Annotated in this window: 18 protein-coding genes and 1 pseudogene; 7 read left to right on the top strand and 12 right to left on the bottom strand. The window is 54.5% G+C overall.

All coding sequences use genetic code 11. The features are described 5' to 3' along the window. Nucleotides 1–23 precede the first annotated feature (23 nt). Together nfuA and gntX are read right to left on the bottom strand one after the other, a co-directional pair. Nucleotides 24–599, bottom strand: coding sequence for a Fe-S biogenesis protein NfuA (nfuA, locus tag F7Q90_RS05020; RefSeq protein WP_006121021.1), 576 nt, complete (start codon nt 597–599; stop codon nt 24–26). A 58-nt stretch (nt 600–657) separates the two neighbouring features. After that, nucleotides 658–1338: a DNA utilization protein GntX gene (gene gntX, locus F7Q90_RS05015; protein WP_006121019.1), complete on the bottom strand. Its 681-nt coding sequence runs from the start codon at nt 1336–1338 to the stop codon at nt 658–660. Nucleotides 1339–1376: 38 nt separating this feature from the next. Here gntX and bioH point away from each other — a divergent pair, with 38 nt between their 5' ends. Then, nucleotides 1377–2153 carry a pimeloyl-ACP methyl ester esterase BioH gene (gene bioH / locus F7Q90_RS05010; protein ID WP_006121017.1) on the top strand — a complete coding sequence of 259 codons (777 nt, stop codon included), beginning with the start codon at nt 1377–1379 and terminating at the stop codon, nt 2151–2153. Nucleotides 2154–2322: 169 nt separating this feature from the next. Beyond that, a complete protein-coding gene (locus tag F7Q90_RS05005) occupies nt 2323–2592 on the top strand; it encodes a YdgH/BhsA/McbA-like domain containing protein (RefSeq protein ID WP_006121016.1) in 270 nt (89 codons plus the stop codon). Here F7Q90_RS05005 and F7Q90_RS05000 read toward each other — a convergent pair whose 3' ends face one another. From F7Q90_RS05000 to yjbE, 4 genes are all read right to left on the bottom strand, one after another. Beyond that, nucleotides 2593–4278: a sugar phosphorylase gene (locus F7Q90_RS05000; protein WP_151160784.1), complete on the bottom strand. Its 1686-nt coding sequence runs from the start codon at nt 4276–4278 to the stop codon at nt 2593–2595. A gap of 224 nt (nt 4279–4502) precedes the next feature. Next, complete coding sequence (locus F7Q90_RS04995) at nt 4503–6827, bottom strand: Tex family protein (protein WP_006121014.1); 2325 nt, start codon at nt 6825–6827, stop codon at nt 4503–4505. Nucleotides 6828–6926: 99 nt separating this feature from the next. Then, nucleotides 6927–7403 (bottom strand): transcription elongation factor GreB, encoded by a 477-nt coding sequence (greB, locus tag F7Q90_RS04990; RefSeq protein WP_006121013.1) that lies wholly within the window; start codon nt 7401–7403, stop codon nt 6927–6929. Between the two features lie 148 nt (nt 7404–7551). Further along, entirely contained in the window at nt 7552–7800 is a 249-nt protein-coding gene (gene yjbE / locus F7Q90_RS04985) for an exopolysaccharide production protein YjbE (RefSeq protein ID WP_006121012.1), read from the bottom strand. A gap of 533 nt (nt 7801–8333) precedes the next feature. On the opposite strand from yjbE, the gene ompR reads away from it, so the two are divergent. Together ompR and envZ are read left to right on the top strand one after the other, a co-directional pair. Then, nucleotides 8334–9053 carry an osmolarity response regulator transcription factor OmpR gene (gene ompR / locus F7Q90_RS04980; protein WP_001157751.1) on the top strand — a complete coding sequence of 240 codons (720 nt, stop codon included), beginning with the start codon at nt 8334–8336 and terminating at the stop codon, nt 9051–9053. Further along, nucleotides 9050–10414, top strand: a complete 1365-nt coding sequence (gene envZ / locus F7Q90_RS04975; protein ID WP_006121011.1) for a two-component system sensor histidine kinase EnvZ — start codon at nt 9050–9052, stop codon at nt 10412–10414. Before ompR ends, envZ begins: the two co-directional genes overlap by 4 nt. A gap of 36 nt (nt 10415–10450) precedes the next feature. Here the strand turns inward: envZ and pckA are convergent, their stop codons facing one another. The 5 genes and pseudogenes from pckA to F7Q90_RS04950 form a co-directional block, all read right to left on the bottom strand. Continuing rightward, the gene (gene pckA / locus F7Q90_RS04970; RefSeq protein WP_006121010.1) at nt 10451–12070 is read right to left on the bottom strand and encodes a phosphoenolpyruvate carboxykinase (ATP); all 1620 of its coding nucleotides are present in this window, start codon (nt 12068–12070) and stop codon (nt 10451–10453) included. A 281-nt stretch (nt 12071–12351) separates the two neighbouring features. Next, nucleotides 12352–13218: an Hsp33 family molecular chaperone HslO gene (gene hslO / locus F7Q90_RS04965; protein ID WP_006121009.1), complete on the bottom strand. Its 867-nt coding sequence runs from the start codon at nt 13216–13218 to the stop codon at nt 12352–12354. Between the two features lie 45 nt (nt 13219–13263). Next, nucleotides 13264–13665: a ribosome-associated heat shock protein Hsp15 gene (gene hslR / locus F7Q90_RS04960; RefSeq protein ID WP_006121008.1), complete on the bottom strand. Its 402-nt coding sequence runs from the start codon at nt 13663–13665 to the stop codon at nt 13264–13266. Continuing rightward, nucleotides 13662–14330: pseudogene (yrfG, locus tag F7Q90_RS04955) on the bottom strand (GMP/IMP nucleotidase). The gene hslR and the pseudogene yrfG overlap by 4 nt, the downstream one beginning before the upstream one ends. A gap of 54 nt (nt 14331–14384) precedes the next feature. Then, the gene (locus tag F7Q90_RS04950; protein WP_006121007.1) at nt 14385–16520 is read right to left on the bottom strand and encodes an intracellular growth attenuator family protein; all 2136 of its coding nucleotides are present in this window, start codon (nt 16518–16520) and stop codon (nt 14385–14387) included. A gap of 387 nt (nt 16521–16907) precedes the next feature. On the opposite strand from F7Q90_RS04950, the gene nudE reads away from it, so the two are divergent. After that, complete coding sequence (gene nudE, locus F7Q90_RS04945) at nt 16908–17474, top strand: ADP compounds hydrolase NudE (protein WP_006121006.1); 567 nt, start codon at nt 16908–16910, stop codon at nt 17472–17474. A gap of 62 nt (nt 17475–17536) precedes the next feature. On the opposite strand, the gene mrcA is transcribed toward nudE, so the two are convergent. Next, nucleotides 17537–20089, bottom strand: a complete 2553-nt coding sequence (gene mrcA / locus F7Q90_RS04940) for a peptidoglycan glycosyltransferase/peptidoglycan DD-transpeptidase MrcA (RefSeq protein ID WP_006121005.1) — start codon at nt 20087–20089, stop codon at nt 17537–17539. Nucleotides 20090–20205: 116 nt separating this feature from the next. On the opposite strand from mrcA, the gene pilM reads away from it, so the two are divergent. Next, a complete protein-coding gene (gene pilM, locus F7Q90_RS04935) occupies nt 20206–21012 on the top strand; it encodes a pilus assembly protein PilM (RefSeq protein WP_006121004.1) in 807 nt (268 codons plus the stop codon). Further along, entirely contained in the window at nt 21012–21554 is a 543-nt protein-coding gene (locus F7Q90_RS04930) for a PilN domain-containing protein (protein WP_006121003.1), read from the top strand. Before pilM ends, F7Q90_RS04930 begins: the two co-directional genes overlap by 1 nt. The last annotated feature ends 42 nt before the right edge of the window (nt 21555–21596 follow it).

Here is a 21596-nt window from a genome sequence, read left to right as displayed (position 1 = left end):
AGCCGGGCTGTCGCGCGTAAACATCAGTAGAACGAGTGCTCGCCACGCTGGTGCTCAGTAATATCGCGCACGCCTTTCAACTGCGGGAAGGCTGCCAGCAACTCTTTCTCAATGCCATCCTTCAGGGTAACGTCGATCATCGAACAGCCGTTACAGCCGCCACCAAACTGCAGGATAGCAAAACCGTCGTCGGTGATTTCCATCAGCGAAACGCGTCCGCCGTGTCCGGCCAGCTGTGGGTTAATCTGCGCCTGTAACAGGTACTCAACGCGCTCAACCAGTGGCGCATCGTCAGAAACCTTGCGCATCTTAGCGTTAGGCGCCTTCAGCGTCAGCTGCGAGCCCTGGTTATCGGTGACGAAGTCAATTTCAGCGTCTTCCAGATAGGGCGCGCTCAGTTCATCAACATACGCGGACAGTTTTTCAAACTTAAGTTCAGTATCCGTGGCTTCAACCGCATCGGGTGGGCAGTATGACACGCCGCATTCGGCCGTTGGCGTACCCGGGTTAATCACGAATACGCGAATCTGGGTGCCATCTTCTTGTTTAGACAGCAGTTTTGAAAAATGCTCTTGGGCAGAATCAGTAATTCGGATCATGTCAGTTGCTCAATAGTTGACTAATTTAGTTGGTTATAATACGCCCATCATTCGGGCTCTACAAGGTACGGCACAGGCACCAGATGTGCACGCTGGCTGCGCCTTGCGCCCGGAGCAGCCGGCTGATTTCTTTGACCGTACTGCCAGTGGTGACCACATCATCGATCAGGGCGATATGGCGTCCGGTGACATCGGCTTCAAGATGAAATGCTCCTCGCAAGTTGCGACGACGCTGGCGGGCGCTTAAGTGATGCTGAACGGCACCTGCGCGCCGTCGGTATAACGCCGGACTGAATGCACAGCCCAGCCAGTGAGCCAGGGGGGCGGCCAGCAGGGCCGTTTGATTGTAGCCGCGCCACCAGCAGCGTCGTGAATGCAGCGGAACACACATCAGCAGATCGGGACGGCTCGTCCGTTTGCTACGGTACGCATTCAACCAGCTTAACAAAAGCAAACGCGCCAGCATCACCCTTAGTGCGGTTGTCCCGGAGAATTTTAACTGGTTTACCCATGTGCTGAGCGGGGGCTGCCAGGCGCTGACGCAGACTAACGTCTGCCAGGACGGCGGGTGACGCAGGCAGCGCCCGCAGGCCAGGTTGCCAGAAGCGGCAGGCAGACCGCACACCGGGCATAACGGGGGCAGGCGGGGCAACTGGCGCAGACAGACACAGCAAATGCCGTGCCGGGCAAGACGTAGCGGCAACTGGCATAGCCAACACAGGGCGGGCATTGGTAGCATAGTGGCCTCCTTATTCATGAATGATGGAAGCATAACGGATGAGCTCACTTTACTGGCATACCTGCGGCGAAGGAGATAACGATCTTGTGCTGCTGCACGGTTGGGGACTGAATGCGGAAGTGTGGCAAAACATCGTGCCGCGACTCAGCACGCATTTCCGTCTGCACTTAGTGGATTTACCCGGTTATGGCCGCAGCCAGGGATTTCCGGCAATGTCGCAGGAAGCGATGGCACAGGTGCTTGAGCCGCATCTGCCCTCGCGCGCCACTGTACTGGGCTGGTCTCTGGGCGGGCTGGTTGCCACGCAGCTGGCGTTGAGCGTCCCCGAACGATTACGTGCCCTGATTACCGTCGCCTCGTCACCTTGCTTTACCGCACGCGATGACTGGCCTGGGATTGCCCCTTTAACCTTACATAACTTTCAGCAGCAGCTGAGTCAGGACTTTCAGCGTACCGTTGAGCGTTTTCTGGCTCTGCAAACCATGGGCTCGGAAAGCGCCCGCGCAGATGCACGCCAGCTGAAAGACATTGTGCTGTCACAGCCGATGCTCGACGTAGCGGTGCTGAATGGTGGCCTACAGATTCTGAGTGAATGCGATTTACGTGACAGGCTTGCCACGCTTTCGCTGCCTTTTCTGCGCATCTATGGCGCGCTGGATGGTCTGGTACCCCGTCGCATTGCGCAACAGCTTGACCAACAGTTACCGGCATCGCCTTCTGTTGTGACAGACAAAGCCGCACATGCGCCGTTTATTTCTCATCCTGACGCCTTCTGCCAGCATATTATTTCATTTATCAGCGGATTAGACAGTTAACCCAGACCGTAACTGGCAAATTTCTGTGTAGCGGCAATACTTGATGAGTGAGCAAGGCCGCTGCACTTCTATGCGATTAGTCAGGGAGATGACTATGCCGTTCGATATAGCCTTAAGCGATTTGCGGCTGCTTACATCTCAACAATGGATCATGAATGAGGGTAGACAAATGAAGGTTATGAAATGGGTAGTTGCATCAGTGATGATGGGCGCAGTGTCATTTTCTGCACTGGCGGCGAAAGAAGTCACCAAAGAAGAAGTGCAGAAGATGAATCTGACCAAAATTGGTACCGTAAACACCACGGCAGAAACCACTTCGCCAATGGATGCCAAGAAGAAGCTGTCAAAAGCAGCGGATGAGAAGGGCGGCAAGTACTTCCTGGTGATCGCGGGCCGTGAGCACGGTAAGTTCAGTGCAACTGCAGAAGTGTACAAGTAATTAGCGTAGCCACATGAATTGCCAGGCATCCAGCACCACGGGCTGGGTGCCATCCACCTTCTCACCTCTGATCACATCCTGAAAAAGGCGCGCTTCGGGTAACTGCGCTTTAACCTGTCTGCCACTGAGATTAAATACACACAGTAACGCATCGCCGGGGACGGGCTCATCACGCTTCATTATTAACAGCGCATTGTCACTTTGAAAGAGCTGCATCGGATTATCGGGATGGAAAGCGGCCGGACGGCGACGCTGCTGAATCAGTTTACTCAAATGCGTATAAACCTGATGGCGTAAACCGTCCCTGTTTGCCAGCGCGTCTTCAATCTCCGGCATCGCATATTTTTGCCGGTTGATCGCCCGGTTATGGCCGGCTTCGCGTACGCCCTCATAATCGTTACGTGCACCCAGTATGCTCTGGATATAAATGGCGGGTACGCCTGGAAACGCCAGTAAGATAGCGTGCGCTAACATAAAGCGTTTGAGCCGCGTTTCATCGTCATCGCCTTCACGGTTGAGCGCGTCGAAATAGGTCACGTTGATTTCATAGGGGCTGGTCGTGCCATCAGGATTATTTTTGTACGAGATCAGCGCACCTTCCAGCGCCAGATCGCGCACCAGGGCGGTAATTTCTACTTCAGATAAAATACCGCGTGCCGGATTCAGGCCAATACCATCGTGCGATGCCAGGAAATTGAAAAAAGTGGTATTGCCATTGCCTGTCGTAAGGGTACTGGCCCATTGGCGTAACGCACGCGCCGAGCCGGTGTGGATGGCGTGCAGCACCAGCGGCGGCAGCGAGAACTGGTACACCATCTGGGCTTCATCATAACCCTTGCCGAAATAGCTGATGTTGTCTTTATGCGGCACATTGGTTTCAGTAATGATCACGGTGCCCGGTGCAACCTCGTCGGTGATGGCGCGAAACAGTTTGACCAGCAGATGCGTTTTTTCGAGGTGAATGCACGTGGTGCCGGGTGTTTTCCACATATAGCCCACTGCATCCAGCCGTACGTAATCGGCTCCACGTTTCAGGTAGTCGAGCAGGACCTCAACCATGCGCAGCAGCACGTCAGGGCTGGCAAAGTTCAGGTCAATTTGATCGGCGCTGAAGGTGGTCCAGACAAAACGAATGTCACCGTTTGCCAGCGTGAACGGGGTGAGCAAGGGCGACGTCCGTGGCCGCGTTACCGCACTCAGATCGGTAGTGGGCGGCAGGCTTATAAAAAAATCATCCCAGCCCGGATCCTGTGCAAGATAATGCTTAAACCATGCGCTGTGCGCCGACATATGGTTACAGACAAAATCGAACATCAGTCGTGTTTCCTGATGCAGCAGGGCAATGTCATGCCAGTCGCCACATAACGGATTGACCTGATGGTAATCGATGACGGAAAAACCGTCGTCGGACGAATAAGGATAGAACGGCAGAAGGTGCACCAGTGGAAAGGTCGACTGCAAATGCTGCTGATAAAAGCGTGAGAAAGTGCGGAGCGTAGGCGTATTCGGTTCGAGAAACTGATCGGCATAGGTAATCAGTACGACATCCTGTTCGTCCCAGTGCGCTTTACGTGGCAATTTTGTGGTATCGCGAGCGTCTGCAATCAGGACGAGCAGGCGTTCACGTAAAGCCTGTGGAAAGGCATCGGCATAAATCGCATCGAGTAAAGCAGTGATTTTTTCCATTTTAAGGGGCTGCCACAGCGGGTGTCGTTATTATCACGGGCGTCTTTTTAGCGTAGCGTCAGGGTGAGGATTTTCAACTTAATCGCACGCGCAGGCAGCGAAAGGGCGCAACGGCTTGCTGGCAGGCAAAGCCTGGCGGAGGGCTAAGAACAGCGTAAAGGGGAAGGGAGGGTGAAGCGTCGCCTCCTTCCGCACCGGGAAAGAGGCGACGTAACCGCCGTTAACTAGCGCTTCTTACCGAAGGCCGCAGCCAGGGCATCACCCATGGCGCTGTTACCTGCTGGCTGACTGGCGGAACGCGCCCGGCCTTTGTTCGCTGCGGGACGTCTTTCCTCACGTGCCGTGCTGCTCTTACCACTGCGGGCATGGCCTTCACCCGGCTGCTCGTCAAGACGCATAGTAAGCGCGATACGTTTACGCTGCAGATCCACTTCCATGACTTTGACCTTGACGATGTCGCCCGCCTTCACGACCTGATGCGGATCGTCCACAAACTTATCGGACAGGGAAGAAATATGGACCAGCCCGTCCTGATGAACGCCAATATCAACGAAAGCACCGAAGTTAGTGACGTTAGTGACCGCACCTTCCAGCACCATGCCCGGCATCAGGTCGTTCAGAGTTTCCACGCCTTCCGCGAACTGCGCAGTTTTAAACTCAGGACGGGGATCGCGGCCGGGTTTTTCCAGCTCTTTCATGATGTCAGTCACGGTCGGCAAGCCGAAACGCGCATCGGTAAAGTCCACAGCGTTCAGATTCCGCAGGCTGGCCGGATTGCCCATCAAATCGGTCAGGGCCTGTTCCGTGGCCGCCAGAATGCGCTCGACGACCGGATAGGCTTCGGGGTGAACCGTAGAAGCATCCAGCGGGTTATCGCCGTGATTGATACGCAGGAAGCCTGCGCATTGCTCAAAGGCTTTCGGCCCCAGGCGGCTCACCTTGAGTAACTGCTGACGATTCTGAAAACGCCCGTTTTCGTCACGCCAGCCGACGATATTTTGCGCCATCATGCGCGTCAGACCTGCTACGCGCGTCAGCAGCGGTACGGAAGCGGTGTTCAGATCAACGCCGACGGCATTCACGCAGTCTTCCACGACCGCATCCAGCTTTTTCGCCAGCTGACTCTGGCTGACGTCATGCTGATACTGGCCTACACCAATGGATTTCGGGTCGATTTTCACCAGCTCGGCAAGCGGATCCTGTAAGCGGCGGGCAATGGAAACCGCCCCGCGCAGGGAGACATCCAAATCCGGGAACTCCTGCGCCGCTAACTCTGACGCGGAGTAGACCGATGCGCCCGCTTCGCTGACGATCACTTTTTGCGCCGTGACCTGCGGGAACTGCTTTTGCAGATCAAGGAAGAAACGTTCGGTTTCACGTGAGGCGGTACCGTTTCCGATCGCCACCAGTTCGACCTGGTGCTTCACGCACAGCGCCGCCACGGCCGCCGCCGCTTTCGCGGCCTGGCCAGTATGGGGATAAACGGTATCGGTGGCGACCAGCTTGCCGGTGGCGTCAACGACGGCAACTTTCACGCCGGTACGCAGGCCCGGATCCAGACCCATAGTGGCACGCATGCCCGCAGGTGCCGCCATCAACAGATCGTGCAGGTTGCGTGCAAAGACGTTGATGGCCTCATCTTCGGCCCGCTCGCGAACCGTGCCCATCAGCTCGGTTTCCAGATGCAGCATCACCTTGATGCGCCAGGTCCAGCTGACCACGGCCTTGCGCCAGCTGTCGGCGGGCGCGTTATTCAGTCTCAGGTTCAGGTGTTCGGCAATCAGGGTTTCGCCATGACTTTCGCGCGGTGGCTCATCAAACTGCGGATCGGCATTCAGCGACAGTTGCAGCACGCCTTCGTTACGTCCGCGCAGCATCGCCAGTGCACGGTGAGACGGTACGGTATGCAGCGGCTCATGGTGGTCGAAATAGTCGCGGAATTTCGCGCCCGCTTCCTCTTTACCTTCCACCACTTTCGATACCAGATGGGCATTCTTCCACAAATAGTGGCGTACTTTAGCCAGCAGCGCGGCATCTTCAGCAAAGCGCTCCATCAGAATATAGCGCGCGCCATCAAGGGCTGCGCGCACATCGGCGACACCGTTATCGGCATTCACATAACCGGCAGCCAGCTGCTCCGGATCGTGCGAGGGATCCTGCCACAATGTCTCGGCCAACGGCTCCAGGCCGGCTTCGATGGCGATTTGCCCACGGGTGCGGCGTTTGGGTTTGTAGGGCAGGTAAAGATCTTCGAGTTCTGTTTTGCTGAGCGTTGCATTGATGGCCTGAGCCAGGTCGTCGGTGAGTTTTCCCTGTTCCTCAATGGATTTCAGGATGGCCTGCCTGCGTTCAGCGAGTTCACGCAGGTAGCTGAGGCGGGTTTCCAGCTGGCGGAGTTGCGTATCATCCAGACCGCCCGTCACCTCTTTACGATAACGTGCAATGAATGGCACGGTATTCCCTTCATCCAACAGGCGGACGGCGGCGTCAACTTGCTCGGGGCGCGCCTGGAGCTCACTTGCAATTAGCTGGCTAAGAACATTCATCATCGGACTATTATGCTTTCTGGGTTGAGAAATAGCCGATAGTTATACGGATTGATGGGCGAAAATGCCAGAGAATGGGCCTGCTTTCAGCGATATTCTGAATCAGGCTTCAATATAGCTAATTTCATTAACATACCAGGCGGCCGGCCCGGCTGGCGTCTCAACAATGGCCATATCACCGACCGCTTTTTTTAACAGCGCACGGGCCATCGGCGAGTCAATCGAGATGTAATCCTTACGGCCAAAAATTTCATCGTAGCCCACGATACGAAAGCGTTTCACTTCACCGTCGTCATTCTCGACTTCCACCCAAACACCAAAAAATACTTTGCCGTCTTGTTGGGGCGAATAATCCACAATACGCAGTTGCTCAAGACTTTTGCTGAGATAGCGGACGCGGCGGTCAATCTCGCGCAAACGCTTCTTATTGTACTGGTAATCGGCATTTTCACTCCGATCGCCCAGGCTGGCAGCCCAGGTCACTTTTTTGGTGACCTCGGGTCGCTCTTCCCGCCACAGATAATCAAGTTCAGCTTTTAAGGTGTTAAAACCTTCACGGGTAATCAGTCGCGTTCTCATGTACTGCAGCCGGTCAAATCAAAAGAGCTTCAGTGTAAAGCAAATCCGGTGTGGCGAAAAAGGGGGCGAGAAAAGGGTTTTTAACAGGCTAAAAACCCTTTTACTGCGCTTCACGCTCAGGGAAGCACAATGAGGCGAGGAGGCTGACTTATTTACCCGCTTTGGTCGACGTCGTGGTTGAGGTGCTGCTGCTGTTACCATCACCGCCGCCACCGCCTGCGGTCGCCAGCGCTACGCCCAACAGCGCGCCAATGGCACCAATACCGATGGCATTGGAGTTGCCCTGAGCGGTTGTGGTGGCCTGTGCACCGGCGGCTTCACCGGCTGCAGGGGCGGCATAACTTTGGCTGATGCTGGACAAGGCCAGTACGCTCAGCAGTAAGATCGTTTTTTTCATGTTTTCCCCGTAAAGCGACAGATTGGCGTTGCTTTAGTCTGGGTGATATCAGGCAGTACGCAAAGTGAGCTTTACTGATTGATTTATTGGACTTTAGCTGCAAGTGGACTCATTAAAAGCGGATCTCATACTAATCCGAGAACGGTCGCGTATTATCCTGTTTTTTTGCGGAAGAATATGCTGTTATCAGAGTCATAAACCGCAGCTTGCCGGAGAAGCGGGCAATAACAGATTCGATTTAAGTCAAATTTTCTGGCAACCCGTTGTTTTTTTTAGCGCGATTATCACTGGTACGGTGTTAAAACCAGTAAATAGCGGAATTTTAGCCAATATTTCAGATTTGCCGTATTCTGTCCCACGGAGGACGAAACGGAACGGCTTCTCCGTCAGCAGAACGTGAATTTAAATATAAGCTGCTGTTTAATATGCTTTGTAACAATTTTGACTAGAATATAAACCATTAAACACTGTCGCTGTGCCACATGTTTTTTTAACAATATTGGCTCAGGCAATCGCGCCTTTGGGAGTTAAAAATGCAAGAAAACTACAAGATCCTGGTCGTTGATGACGATATGCGTTTACGCGCTCTGCTTGAACGCTACCTTACCGAACAAGGCTTTCAGGTGCGCAGTGTCGCCAACGCCGAGCAGATGGATCGTCTGTTAACCCGCGAATCCTTCCATTTGATGGTGCTGGATCTGATGCTGCCTGGCGAAGATGGGCTGTCGATTTGCCGCCGTCTGCGTAGCCAGAGCAACCCCATGCCTATCATCATGGTCACGGCTAAGGGTGAAGAAGTGGACCGTATCGTGGGGCTGGAAATCGGTGCGGACGACTATATTCCTAAGCCATTCAACCCGCGTGAACTGCTGGCGCGCATTCGTGCCGTGCTGCGTCGTCAGGCCAATGAGCTGCCCGGTGCGCCTTCGCAGGAAGAAGCGGTCATCGCGTTTGGTAAGTTCAAGCTCAACCTGGGCACGCGGGAAATGTTCCGTGAAGATGAACCTATGCCGTTAACCAGCGGCGAATTCGCCGTGCTTAAGGCGCTGGTGAGTCATCCACGTGAGCCGCTGTCGCGCGATAAACTGATGAACTTGGCCCGTGGTCGTGAGTACAGCGCCATGGAGCGTTCCATTGACGTTCAGATCTCTCGCCTGCGCCGCATGGTGGAAGAAGATCCGGCTCATCCACGCTACATCCAGACCGTTTGGGGCCTGGGTTACGTCTTTGTGCCGGACGGCAGTAAAGCATGAGGCGGTTGCGCTTCTCGCCACGAAGTTCGTTTGCCCGCACCCTGCTGTTGATCGTTACCTTGCTGTTTGTCAGCCTGGTAACGACCTATCTGGTGGTGCTGAACTTCGCCATTCTTCCCAGCCTGCAACAGTTCAATAAGGTTCTGGCGTATGAAGTTCGTATGCTGATGACGGACCGTCTACAACTGGAAGATGGCACACAGCTGGAAGTGCCACCCGCGTTTCGCCGCGAAATCTATCGTGAACTGGGTATTTCGCTCTATACCAATGCGGCGGCAGAGGAGAGCGGACTGCGCTGGGCACAGCACTATAAGTTCCTCAGCGATCAGATGGGGCAGCAGCTTGGTGGTCCGACCGATGTGCGCGTCGAGGTTAATAAAAACTCCCCGGTTGTCTGGTTAAAGACCTGGCTGTCGCCCGATATCTGGGTGCGCGTGCCGCTGACTGAAATTCACCAGGGTGATTTCTCGCCGCTGTTCCGCTATACCCTGGCGATAATGTTGCTGGCGATCGGCGGAGCCTGGCTATTTATCCGTATACAAAACCGCCCGCTGGTGGACCTGGAACACGCCGCACTGCAGGTCGGTAAAGGCATTATCCCGCCGCCACTGCGTGAGTATGGCGCGTCAGAAGTGCGCTCGGTCACGCGCGCGTTCAACCAGATGGCGGCAGGCGTTAAACAGCTCGCTGACGACAGAACGTTGCTCATGGCGGGCGTCAGCCACGATTTACGTACGCCGTTAACCCGTATTCGCCTCGCCACAGAGATGATGAACGAGCAGGATGGCTATCTGGCCGAATCGATCAATAAAGACATCGAAGAGTGCAATGCCATCATTGAGCAGTTCATTGACTACCTGCGCACCGGTCAGGAAATGCAGACCGAACTGGCCGACCTGAACAGCGTTTTGGGTGAAGTGGTGGCCGCAGAAAGCGGTTACGAGCGTGAAATCGAAAATGCGGTGATGGCGGAAGAGTTGATGCTGGAGATTAATCCCCTTTCCATTAAACGTGCGCTGGCTAACCTGGTGGTGAACGCAGCACGTTATGGAAATGGCTGGATCAAGGTCAGCAGCGGTCGGGAACTGCATCGCGCCTGGTTTCAGGTTGAAGACGATGGCCCGGGTATTAAACCCGATCAACTGGCCCATTTGTTCCAGCCCTTTGTGCGCGGTGACAGTGCGCGTAGCACCAGTGGTACCGGTCTGGGACTGGCTATCGTGCAGCGTATTATCGATGCACATCAGGGTTCGCTGGAAATTGGCGACAGTGAGCGGGGAGGATTACGCATCCGTGCCTGGCTGCCGTTAGCAGAAACCCCGGAAGCGGTTCAAAACAGCGGCAATCTTTCGCTGAGCTAAAAAAACGGCGCGGCGGTTCAGGCCGCGCCGTGGCGGTTAGCGCTGTGGACTGGCTTTAACCAACGCGGCACCTGCCGCATTATCGGTATACTTCTCAAAGTTAGTGATAAAACGCTGGGCCAAATCATCCGCCGCAGCGTGCCACTTCGCTTCACTTTCCCAGCTACGACGTGGATCCAGGGTGTCTTCATCCAGATCGCCCAGGGTTTTAGGGACCTGAAGGTTGAATACCGGCAGCGTTTCCGTTGGCGCATCATCCAGCTCACCGGCCAGAATCGCGTTGATAATGGCGCGGGTGTTCTTCAGCGAAATGCGTTTTCCACTGCCGTTCCAGCCGGTGTTAACCAGATAAGCCTGCGCACCGGCCGCTTCCATGCGCTTCACCAACACTTCTGCATACTGCGTGGGGTGCAGTGTCAGGAAGGCGGCACCAAAGCAGGCTGAGAATGTCGGCGTGGGGGCGGTCACACCGCGTTCCGTGCCGGCAAGCTTGGCGGTGAATCCCGACAGGAAATGGTACTGCGTCTGCTCTGGCGTTAAACGGGAGACCGGAGGCAGTACGCCAAAGGCATCGGCGGTCAGGAAAATCACCTTCTTCGCATGACCTGCTTTGGAAACCGGCTGCACGATATTATCGATGTGATGAATCGGATAGGAGACGCGGGTGTTTTCGGTTTTGCTGTCATCCGCAAAATCGATACTGCCGTCTTCACGCACCACCACGTTTTCCAGCAGCGCATTGCGGCGAATGGCGCGGTAGATTTCGGGTTCGGCCTGTTCAGAAAGATTAATCGTTTTAGCGTAGCAGCCGCCTTCAAAGTTAAACACGCCGTCATCGTCCCAGCCATGTTCATCATCGCCAATAAGCTGGCGATCCGGATCGGTAGACAATGTGGTTTTACCCGTGCCGGACAGACCAAAGAACACCGCCACGTCACCGGCTTTACCCACGTTGGCCGAGCAGTGCATTGACGCAATGCCTTTCAGTGGGAGCAGGTAGTTCATGATTGCGAACAACCCTTTTTTCATCTCCCCGCCATACCAGGTGCCGCCAATCAGCTGCATCCTTTCCGTCAGGTTAAAGGCCACGAAGTTCTCAGAATGCAGTCCCTGCGCCTGCCAGTCCGGATTGGTGCATTTTGCGCCGTTCATGACCACAAAATCCGGCGTGAAGTTATCCAGTTCGGCAGCGCTGGGCTGGATAAACATGTTTTTCACAAAGTGTGCCTGCCAGGCCACTTCGGTAATAAAGCGTACGCTCAGGCGTGAGTCAGGATTGGCACCGCAGAAGGCGTCCACAATAAACAGACGCTTACCTGAAAGCTGCTGCGTCACGCATTTTTTCAGCGCTTGCCAGGTTTCCTGCGACAGAGGCTGGTTATCGTTTTTTCCGGTGCCTTGATCGTTCCACCACAGCGTATCGCGCGTGGTGTCATCGCGGACGATGTACTTATCCTTAGGCGAGCGCCCGGTAAACACCCCGGTATCGACTGCGATTGCGCCGCTTTGCGTCAGGGTGCCACGCTCAAAACCTTCGAGCTCCGGGCGCATCTCTTCCTGAAATAACGTGTCGTAATCAGGGTTGTGAACCACCTCAGTGGTATCGGTGATGCCCAGATCGGCAAGGGCTTTCGAGGTCAGGCCGTTAACGCGCATTTTACTGCTCCTTAAATCGGTGTCTGTTCTGTACGGGCAAAAAGAGTTTGGGATCGTGTCGGTCAAAGGCCGCCCGGTCAGGCGAGGAGACAGATCGCGCGCAGTGTACTCTACTGAGTCTGAAGGGGAAGGTATGTTCTTTTAAAAATGCGACTCAGGGCGCGTTAAGGTCGTGTTTCGAACGTTTTTAAGATGTTAAGAAAGTAAAAAAAGATAATTTATCAAGTAAATTAATGGCATAGCAGAGTAGATGTGAGGGCGGCAGAACCGCCTTGGTCGGATCAGTGAAGACGGTTGCTGTTTTCCACGGAGTTGCTGCGGATACCGGCAATATCGACAGCATCGAAAACATAATGCGATCCACAATAGTCGCAATGCATATCGATTTTGCCGTCTTCGGCAATAATCTCATCGACTTCTTCCTGCGGCAGCGTTTTCAGGACCTCGCCGCAACGTTCGCGCGAGCAGGTACATTTGTAGATCACCGGCTGGGGATCGTAAACGGTCACTTCTTCCTGATGGTACAGTCGCCAGAGCACATCAGTTGCCGGCAGGTCGATCAATTCTTCTGTTTTAATCGTCTCTGTCAACGTAGCGAGATGGTCGAAATCCTCTTTGTCCGTGTCCTGCGCGGGCAGAACCTGTAACAGAATCCCGGCGGCGCCTGCATCGCTGGTGCGGATAAACAGTCGGGTTGGCAGCTGTTCTGAACGCATGAAGTAATCTTCCAGGCATTCGCTCAGCGTGTCACCTTCCAGACCGACCACGCCCTGATAGCGCTCACCTTTTTCTGGCGTAATCGTAATCACCAGATAGCCGTTGCCCACCATGCTCTTAAGCGTGCTGTCGTCAGGGATCTCGCCTTTCATTCGCGCGACACCGCGTAATTCCTGCTGATTATTCCCATTGATCACGGCCAGCGTCAGCGGACCATCGCCCTGCAACTGCACGGTGATCTCACCATCAAATTTCAGCGTCGCGGTAAGCAGGCTGGTTGCCACCAGTAACTCACCCAGCAGGGTTTGCACAGCGGGTGGATAATCGTGGTTTTTAATGGTTTCACGCCAGGTGTTTGAAACGTTGACCAGTTCGCCGCGAACAGCAGCATTTTCAAACAGATAACGGCGCAGTTGATCGTTTACAGACATAATTTTTCTCTCTTTGGGCGGGCGGTGAGGGCATCAAGGCCTGTCTTACTCATCACCCGATAACTTAAATTTCATCAAATCGCGGCGCTCTTTTTTGTCAGGCCGGCGATCGGGATGGGGCATAGTCAGCGCATTCATTTTGCGCGCCAGCGCCATTTTTTCGCGCTTCTCAATGCTGGCGTCCGTTTCACGATAAAGCTGCTGCGCTTCACTGGCCGGACGCCGTTGTTCGCTGATCCCGGTAATTACGACGGTACGTTCATCATTGCCCTGGCGCAGTGTTAGCTCCGCATCACGTTCAACCAGCTTACTTGGTTTGCTGCGCTGACCATTGTAATGAACCTTACCGCCTTCAATCATCTCGCGCGCAATGGAACGGGTTTTATAGAACCGCGCCGCCCAAAGCCATTTATCAAGACGAACACCGTCTTCAGATTTTTCTTTCATAGCTGCTCCCAGGCCTGGATCACTGTGCGGTAATGGCTTATCGCATAGTGACGCTGAAAGGGTTGTTCGGGACGACCGGAATCAGGATTACGGATGCCTAAACACCAGCCGATTCCCCAGGATTTAGCGACATCAAGAAGGATTTCGTTGTCATCAATGAACAATGTTCGTGATGCATCAAAGCCCGTGTGTTGCGCGACCGCCTGCCACAAACGTTGATCTTCTTTCGGATAGCCAAAGGTATGGGTGGAAAGTAATAAATCAAGGTGTGGTGCTAAACCTGTTTGTCGTCGTTTAACGTCCAGATTCCAGGGATGCGCATTGGTCAGCAGAATAGTGCGCTTACCTGCGCGCCGCAGCATCTGCAGAAAAGGCAGCGTATCGGGCCGTAAGCGGACGCGATGACGGTGTGCCCAGAGCATCGCGTGGATATCCAGTTGCAGGGCCTCTGACCAGTAGTCCAGACAATACTAGTTTAGCGTATGGGACACGGCCTGATATTTTTCTTCCATCAACTGCCGCGCGTGTTTGACAGGGATGCCCCGATGCGCGCTCAGCGCATCCGGCACCTGTTCCCGCCAAAAGACGCGGTCAAACGCCAGATCCAGTAACGTGCCGTCCATATCCAACAGCACGGTATCAATATCAGAACCGTTACACATCATGGCGGATTTACCCATTGCCTTTTCGCGCAACAGGGTAGCACAGTTGCAGGCCGGTCAGAATACGGAGCGCACGCCCTGTATAGTGCTGAGGGAAGGGTTAAAGCACGTGTCGTAGTATTGCTGAATCGCGAGCATACGCTGACGATTCAGATGCATACGACGCAGCGCCAGCAGGCCGTTAGTCAGGCCACAGGCCAGAAGCACGATTAACAGCAAGGCGGCACCGAGATAGCGCCATTTTGCCATCGCATCAGGTTCATTATGCAGGGCGATATGGCGCGTGCCGTTGGCATCTGTGTAGATGTTCGTGATGATGCCCGTCGCGCTGAACGGCGTGTGCAACAGCAGTGAGGACAGACGTTGCAGCTCCTGCCATTGTGAGGCCGCATCCAGATCAAACAAGGGAACCGCGGGCTGAGGCTGGTTGACTAACTGATGCCCTTCGTCGCTGACAATCACAAACCCGCCCGGCGGTGGGCTGTTGAGATTTTCTGTGGCACGACGCGTTTCACGATAAAAGAAGGTCGACGTCGCGGTGTGCACCAGATTTTCCAGCGCTTCCGCGCTGACAGGGCGCAGCAGGACATTCATCCCGTTAAGTTGACCGGAATCGGCGCGGCTGACTAATGTGTCCCAGTCTTTGGCATTGCCCAAATTCACCAACGCGTTTTTAAGCCGAACACAGTCCTGTGCCTGGCTGCACAGCGCCTGCGTTTTCAACACCAGATCGGAAAAGTCATCCAGCAAAATCATGCCTGATTTCTGAATCGCAGACGCTAACTGCGGATTCAGTTTGGGGTCCGTATTGGTTTCGGGATGCAGCTGTTTTGTGGTGGTTTCCAGAAGCGCGGAGGCTTTCTCAATAATATCTGAGTGAGGCAGTGGCAGAGGCGTAGCGTTATTCCAGTAGATCTGCGAGCAGTCGAACGGCATGTAGATATAAGTGCGATTGCTTTGATAATTGCCCGGCACGGCACACATGCCGGTCCCGGTAACCTTCAGGCTGTCACCCACTTTCAAATCTTCACGACTCAGTTGATTGACGCTACTGACATCAAGGCTGTCAGTACCTTTTACCCATGCAAGGCTGAGCTTGATGGGCATACTGAGCGGTATCCAGGTGAGTAAGAAGGCCAGAACAATAAAGGCACCGCAGGCCAGAACGACATTTTTCCGCCAGCGCTGAAGCGGAAAGTTTTTTACCTCGTCCTGCAAAGAAAGAAAACGGCCCTGACGCACCACCTGACGGTTAAGATAAATTTCGACGTCTGTAACCTGCCCCAGGTCGTGTGCGACGTAAGGCTGCCAGTGCGCAGGATAAATCAGGTCGATAATTCCCAGCGTGATGTTGCTCTGCTCTTGATTGGACTCGCCAAACAAGCCCCAGCGTTTTGGCGCGCCGCGCAGGCAGTGGATCTCACGCAGATCATTTTCACCGGGAATCCGGTACATTAACCACAGACTTGCGACGACCATCGCGCTGGCAATCACCACCAGCCAGATCATCAGACTTGTGGGTAATAACAAACCAATAAAAAACATCATCAACGCAAACGAGATGATAACGGCCTCGCGCGTGCCATCCGGGCGGGACAGTCGATACTCTTCCAGGGTTTCTTTGCGCACCCGAACTAACTCAACGTTTTCGCTTTCGGCCTTACGGATAGAGGCATTTGTGGATGCCGGACGTATCAGATTAGGCAGTGACTGCTGATCAATCGCGTAATCCACCAGCGAGTGGCCGTTTAACGAAATGATGAGTGGGATCGATTGCGTACGGATCAACTCAACGTAATTTTCATCGGTGATGTACTGTTCCCACAGCGGCGGCAAATGGACTTCAACTTCATCCAGATAGTAGCGCCACTTATGCGGATCGTCGGTGGAAAGCCCATAGCGGGTAATCGCGCGGGTAACCGGATAAACATTGTTGCTCTGGGCGGTCAGCACCAGCTTTTCGTGCCGACGACGGGATTCACCAGGGCTGAGAATACGGGGTTGTTTTTCCAGGGCGGCAAGATACTGCTCTACGGCTCTGCGCTCTCTTTCAGTCAGTTTACGGCAGGGCGGGCTGATGAATGGCAACGGTTTCGCCAACGGCGGCCTGCGCCGCATAGCGTACCAAAATCCAATACCTGCCAGAATTGAACAGGTTAGCACTAAGGCCAATATAATAATTATTGTGCTCATGCTTTGCTCAATTCAGCCAAAATACTGCCTTCACTTTAGACTTACGTCCCCAGACGCGCCCCTGATTTCAGGCGATTGATGGGAGGTTAAACAACTCTGACAAGTTTAACAACAAACAAAATTGTACTGTAAATCATTTGATTAGGCGTTATTACAGCACACAGTGCCAGAATAGTAACTATCATGCACATAGTATTGTATCGGCATTGTCTGAATTTTGAAGGCAGATATTGACTAACGCAAATTTTTTGCGCCCGAAATAGAGCCGTTATTGCATAGAGAAAACGTGGGCTGCGTAACCGGATGACGTCATTGAGTCGCACAATGCTCCACGGTTAGGTATGCTAATTCGCTACGGAGTGCTGGCGCAGCAAGTTTGAGGCTGATATGAAAAAGTCGTTAAAAAAACCTGACATCCTCAATGTAGAAACCGTAGCACGTTCACGGTTGTTTACTGTCGAAGCGGTCGACCTGGCCTTCAGCAATGGCGCCCGGCGCATTTATGAACGCATGAAACCGTCGGAACGCGAGGCAGTCATGATTGTGCCCATCATTGATGATCATCTGATTCTGATCGAAGAGTATGCCGTGGGCCTGGAAAGCTATGAACTGGGCTTTCCAAAAGGCTTAATCGATCCGGGTGAAACGGTTAATCAGGCGGCCGACCGTGAACTGAAAGAGGAAGCGGGATTCGGGGCTGGCCAGTTAACTTTGCTGGGTAAACTGACGATGGCACCGTCCTATTTTTCCAGCAAGATGAACATCGTGGTTGCAGAAGGGCTTTACCAGGAGAAGCTGGAAGGGGATGAGCCTGAGCCGCTGGTGGTCCACCGTTGGCCGTTAAGCAACATGCTGGCGTTACTGCAGGAGCCTGATTTCCGCGAAGCGCGCAACGTCAGTGCGTTGTTTATGGTGCGTGAGTGGCTGGTGAAGCAGGGCCGTCTGCATTACTGATTGAGCACCAGATTTCCGGGCGGTATAAAGCGGAGAGGCGGCCAGGCCGCCTCTCACGTTTATCAGAACAGTTCGTGACTTTCGCCATTGTCCATAATGGTCGTACCTGCATCATGAACCGAATATTCAGTTGGCTGTGTTCCGTTGATAAAGTACTCCTGACGTGTGTTTCCTCCGCCATTGGCCAGCTTGCCCGTACTGCGGTCAATGGTCACGGTAACAATGCCCTCAGGCGGCGTTAACGGCTGAACAGGTACACCTTCAAGGGCCACTTTCATAAAGTCATCCCATGCAGGCTGTGCACTCTTCGCCCCGCCTTCATAGCCCGAAATCTGATCGGGAATGGCACCAGAAAGCGTACTGCGACCCAGATCGCGACGCGCATCATCGAAGCCGATCCACACCGAGGTCACCACGCCCGGGCCGTAACCCGAGAACCAGGAATCTTTGGAGCTGTTAGTCGTCCCTGTTTTCCCGCCGATATCATTACGTTTCAGGTCGCGTCCGGCACGCCAGCCGGTGCCCATCCAGCCTGGCTCACCAAAAATATTACTGTTCAGTGCGCTTTTGATCAGGAAGGACAGCGGTGTGTTAATCACGTGCGGCGCATACTGCTGATCGCCACCCTGCTGAGGCTGGGCGGGCACTTGCTCCAGCTCAGGCTGCGGCACGGCTTGATTTTGCTGTGGGGCGGACGGGGCAACGTTCTCAACGCTTTCCGCATTCAGCGCCAGCGCTTTTTTGGTTTCACCGTAGATCACCGGTAAGTTGCACTGCGGACAGGCAATTCTGGGTTTCTCTTCGAAAACGGTCTGTCCCTGTTCATTTTCGATCTTACTGATGAAATAAGGATCGATCAGGAAGCCGCCGTTAGCCATGACCGAATAGCCCCGCACGACCTGCAGCGGTGTGAACGACGCGGCACCCAGGGCCAGCGATTCGGTATGCACAATATTCTGTGCCGGGAAGCCAAAACGCTGGAGATACTCTGCGGCGTAATCCACGCCCATTGCACGCATGGCACGAACCATGACAACGTTTTTAGACTGCCCCAGCCCCTGACGCAGACGAATCGGACCATCGTAAGTGGGCGGAGAGTTCTTTGGACGCCAGTCCGCACCGGCACCGGCATCCCAGCGAGAAATCGGTACGTCGTTCAGAATGGAGGCCAGCGTTAACCCGCGATCCATCGCCGCGGTATACAGGAACGGCTTGATGTTTGAACCCACCTGGCGCAGCGCCTGAGTCGCGCGGTTAAACATGCTCTGGTTAAAGTCAAAGCCCCCGACCAGTGCGCGAACCGCGCCGTTGTTAGGGTCCAGTGAAACCAGGGCCGAGTTCACATCCGGTACCTGGCCCAGCCACCATGTATCGCCGACCTGGCGTACCCAGATCTGCTGGCCCGGCTGAAGCACCTGTGCAATGCTTTTTGGTGTCGGTCCCTGTACTGTGTCCGATTTAAAGGCACGCGCCCAGCGCACGCCCGCCATCGTCAGTGACACATTGCTGCCATCCTTCATCATGACGGTGGCTTCGTCACTCTGGACATGCGTTACGACGGCCGGATGAAGCGGCCCGTACAGAGGCAGATTTTTTAATGCTTTAACAATCTGCGTTTGCCCCCAGGCTGGCTCGCCGACTTTCCACAGCACGCTGGTAGGGCCACGATAGCCGTGACGCATATCGTAGGCGATGACGTTGTTCTGCACGGCTTCCTGCGCGGATTCCTGCAGACGGCGCGTCACGGTGGTGTAAACCTTGTAACCATCGGTATACGCATTATCGCCATAGCGTTTCACCATTTCCTGGCGCACCATCTCGGTCAGATAGGGCGCGGAGAAGACGATTTTCGGGCCATGATAGCTGGCGACCAGCGGCGCATTACGTGCTTCATTATATTGCTGCTGGGTGATGTATTTCTGGTCCAGCATACGAGCCAGCACCACATTGCGCCGGGCGACAGCACGACTGTGGGAATACAGCGGGTTAAAGGTTGACGGGGCTTTCGGCAGCCCGGCGATGGTCGCCATTTCACTCAACGACAGCTCGCCAACGGGTTTGCCAAAATACACCTGCGAGGCTGCGCCAACGCCATAAGCCCGGTAGCCGAGATAGATTTTATTCAGGTAAAGCTCAAGAATTTCGTCTTTATTCAGCAGCTGCTCAATGCGAATCGCCAGAAAGGCTTCCTTTACCTTACGCATCAGGGAGCGTTCCGGACTGAGGAAAAAGTTACGCGCCAGTTGCTGTGTGATGGTACTGGCCCCCTGGGACGCATGGCCTGAAACCAGGGCAACGCTGGCGGCACGGAAAATCCCGATGGGATCCACACCGTGATGCTCATAGAAGCGGCTGTCTTCCGTCGCAATAAACGCATGGACCATGTCAGGTGGAACCTGCTGCAGGCTGAGCGGAATACGGCGCATTTCACCATACTGGGCGATAAGATCGCCGTCGGCGCTGTAAACCTGCATAGGGGTTTGAAAACGCACATCTTTCAGTGTGTTAACGTCGGGTAACTGGGGCTCTATATATTTGTACAAACCATAAATCGAGCCAGCTCCCAGCAAGATGCAACACACTGCAAGGATTAATAAATACTTTACGAACTTCACCTGAGATTTCCCATCTGTTGTCGTTTGGGCAGTTTATAAGCAACCGCGCAGTAGTATAAAGGCAAGCCAGACGCTTTGATATGTCCATTTTTCCGGACGATAAGGAGATCGCGCGCATGGCTTTTCACACCTGGCAAATTGGACTGGATATTCAGAACCGGCAGTGCTGTGCCCTTGCCATCCTGCGTCGTCGCCGGGGTTGGCAATTATGCCACTGGTGGCAGCAACGGCTGCCGCAAGATACGTTAAGAAACGGTGTGCTGCAATCTTCCCCTGCATTGCTGTCTGTATTAAGCCAGTGGCGTAAGTTGTTACCACGGCGCTATACGTTACGGGTCTGTCTTCCCGCGCACCTGGCACTACAGCAACCGCTTTCTCTGCCTGATCCGCCCTTAAAAGAACCCGCACTGGGCCGCTTTGTCCGGGCATCCGCTCAGCGCCTTTTCCCGGTGGACGCCAGTGAACTGGCCCTGGATTACCGTGTCGATCCCACCCTGGAACGGCTAAGCGTCACGGCTGCACGGCGGGATGTCGTTACGCAGTGGCGGACACCGCTGGAGCAGGCCGGCCTTAAATGCTCTGTGTTTGAACTGGCGATGAACGCACTCAACATCGTCATAGAACAGGCACAACTGGCTGCGGGAAGTGTAGTGGTTTTACGCCAGGATGCACGTTACCTGTGGAGCGATGGCGTCAACGCCGCACTTTTTGCCGGAGAGGGCGGTTTTGACGCGCTACGTGAGCAGGCTTTTCCCCACGCGACGTCGCTTTATTATTGTGATGCCGATAACGCATTGCCGCCGGCTGGCACGTTGCCGTTCTCTCCCCTGCAAACATTTCGCTATCAGCAGCCACCTTTGCCCGCGCATCCGGGGGCCTTCGTCCTGGCCGCCGGGCTGGCGTTGCGGAAAGAGGATTGCTGATGGTCGCTGTGAACCTTCTTCCCTGGCGGCACTGGCGCTGGCAGCGTCAACGGCGTCAGAGCTTACGTATGCTGGCTGTCACGTCAGGACTGGTCGTGCTGCTGGTGGCAGGACAGTGCTGGCGGAACCATAAGGCGCTCAGACGGGTTCAGCGTCAGCATGTCGGCCTCAGTCATGCCCTTAAGGCCGCTGAACAGCAGGTGGTGCAGCAACAGCGACTGCTGAAACAACTGGATGAGGCGCAGCAGCGCCGCCACTGGCTGCACCAGCAGAGCAGGCAGTTTCACGTCTGGCAGCAACTCTGGCTTGCGTTGCCTGCTTTGCTGCCCGACGGGCTGTGGTTAACGCGACTGGATAAACGGGAAACGTCGTTACAACTGGAGGGCAAAGCGCAGCATATGCAGGAGATTCGCGCCTTTCGTCAGCGCTTAAGCGATGTGGCGCTGTTTTCACAAATCAAACAAGGCAATGTGCAACGCCAGCCTGATGGGGAGTATCGCTTCGTCTTGCATATTCGCCTTAAGGAGGCGACTAGTGAGTAGCCTTACCGGGCACTGGATGCGGTTAGCTCCACCGCTGCGTTA

The organism is Pantoea stewartii subsp. stewartii, from assembly GCF_008801695.1.
GTDB classification, from domain to species: Bacteria; Pseudomonadota; Gammaproteobacteria; order Enterobacterales; family Enterobacteriaceae; genus Pantoea; species Pantoea stewartii.
The sequence above is the reverse complement of the archived record's forward strand: the minus strand, read 5'-3'. Positions and strand labels throughout refer to the sequence as shown.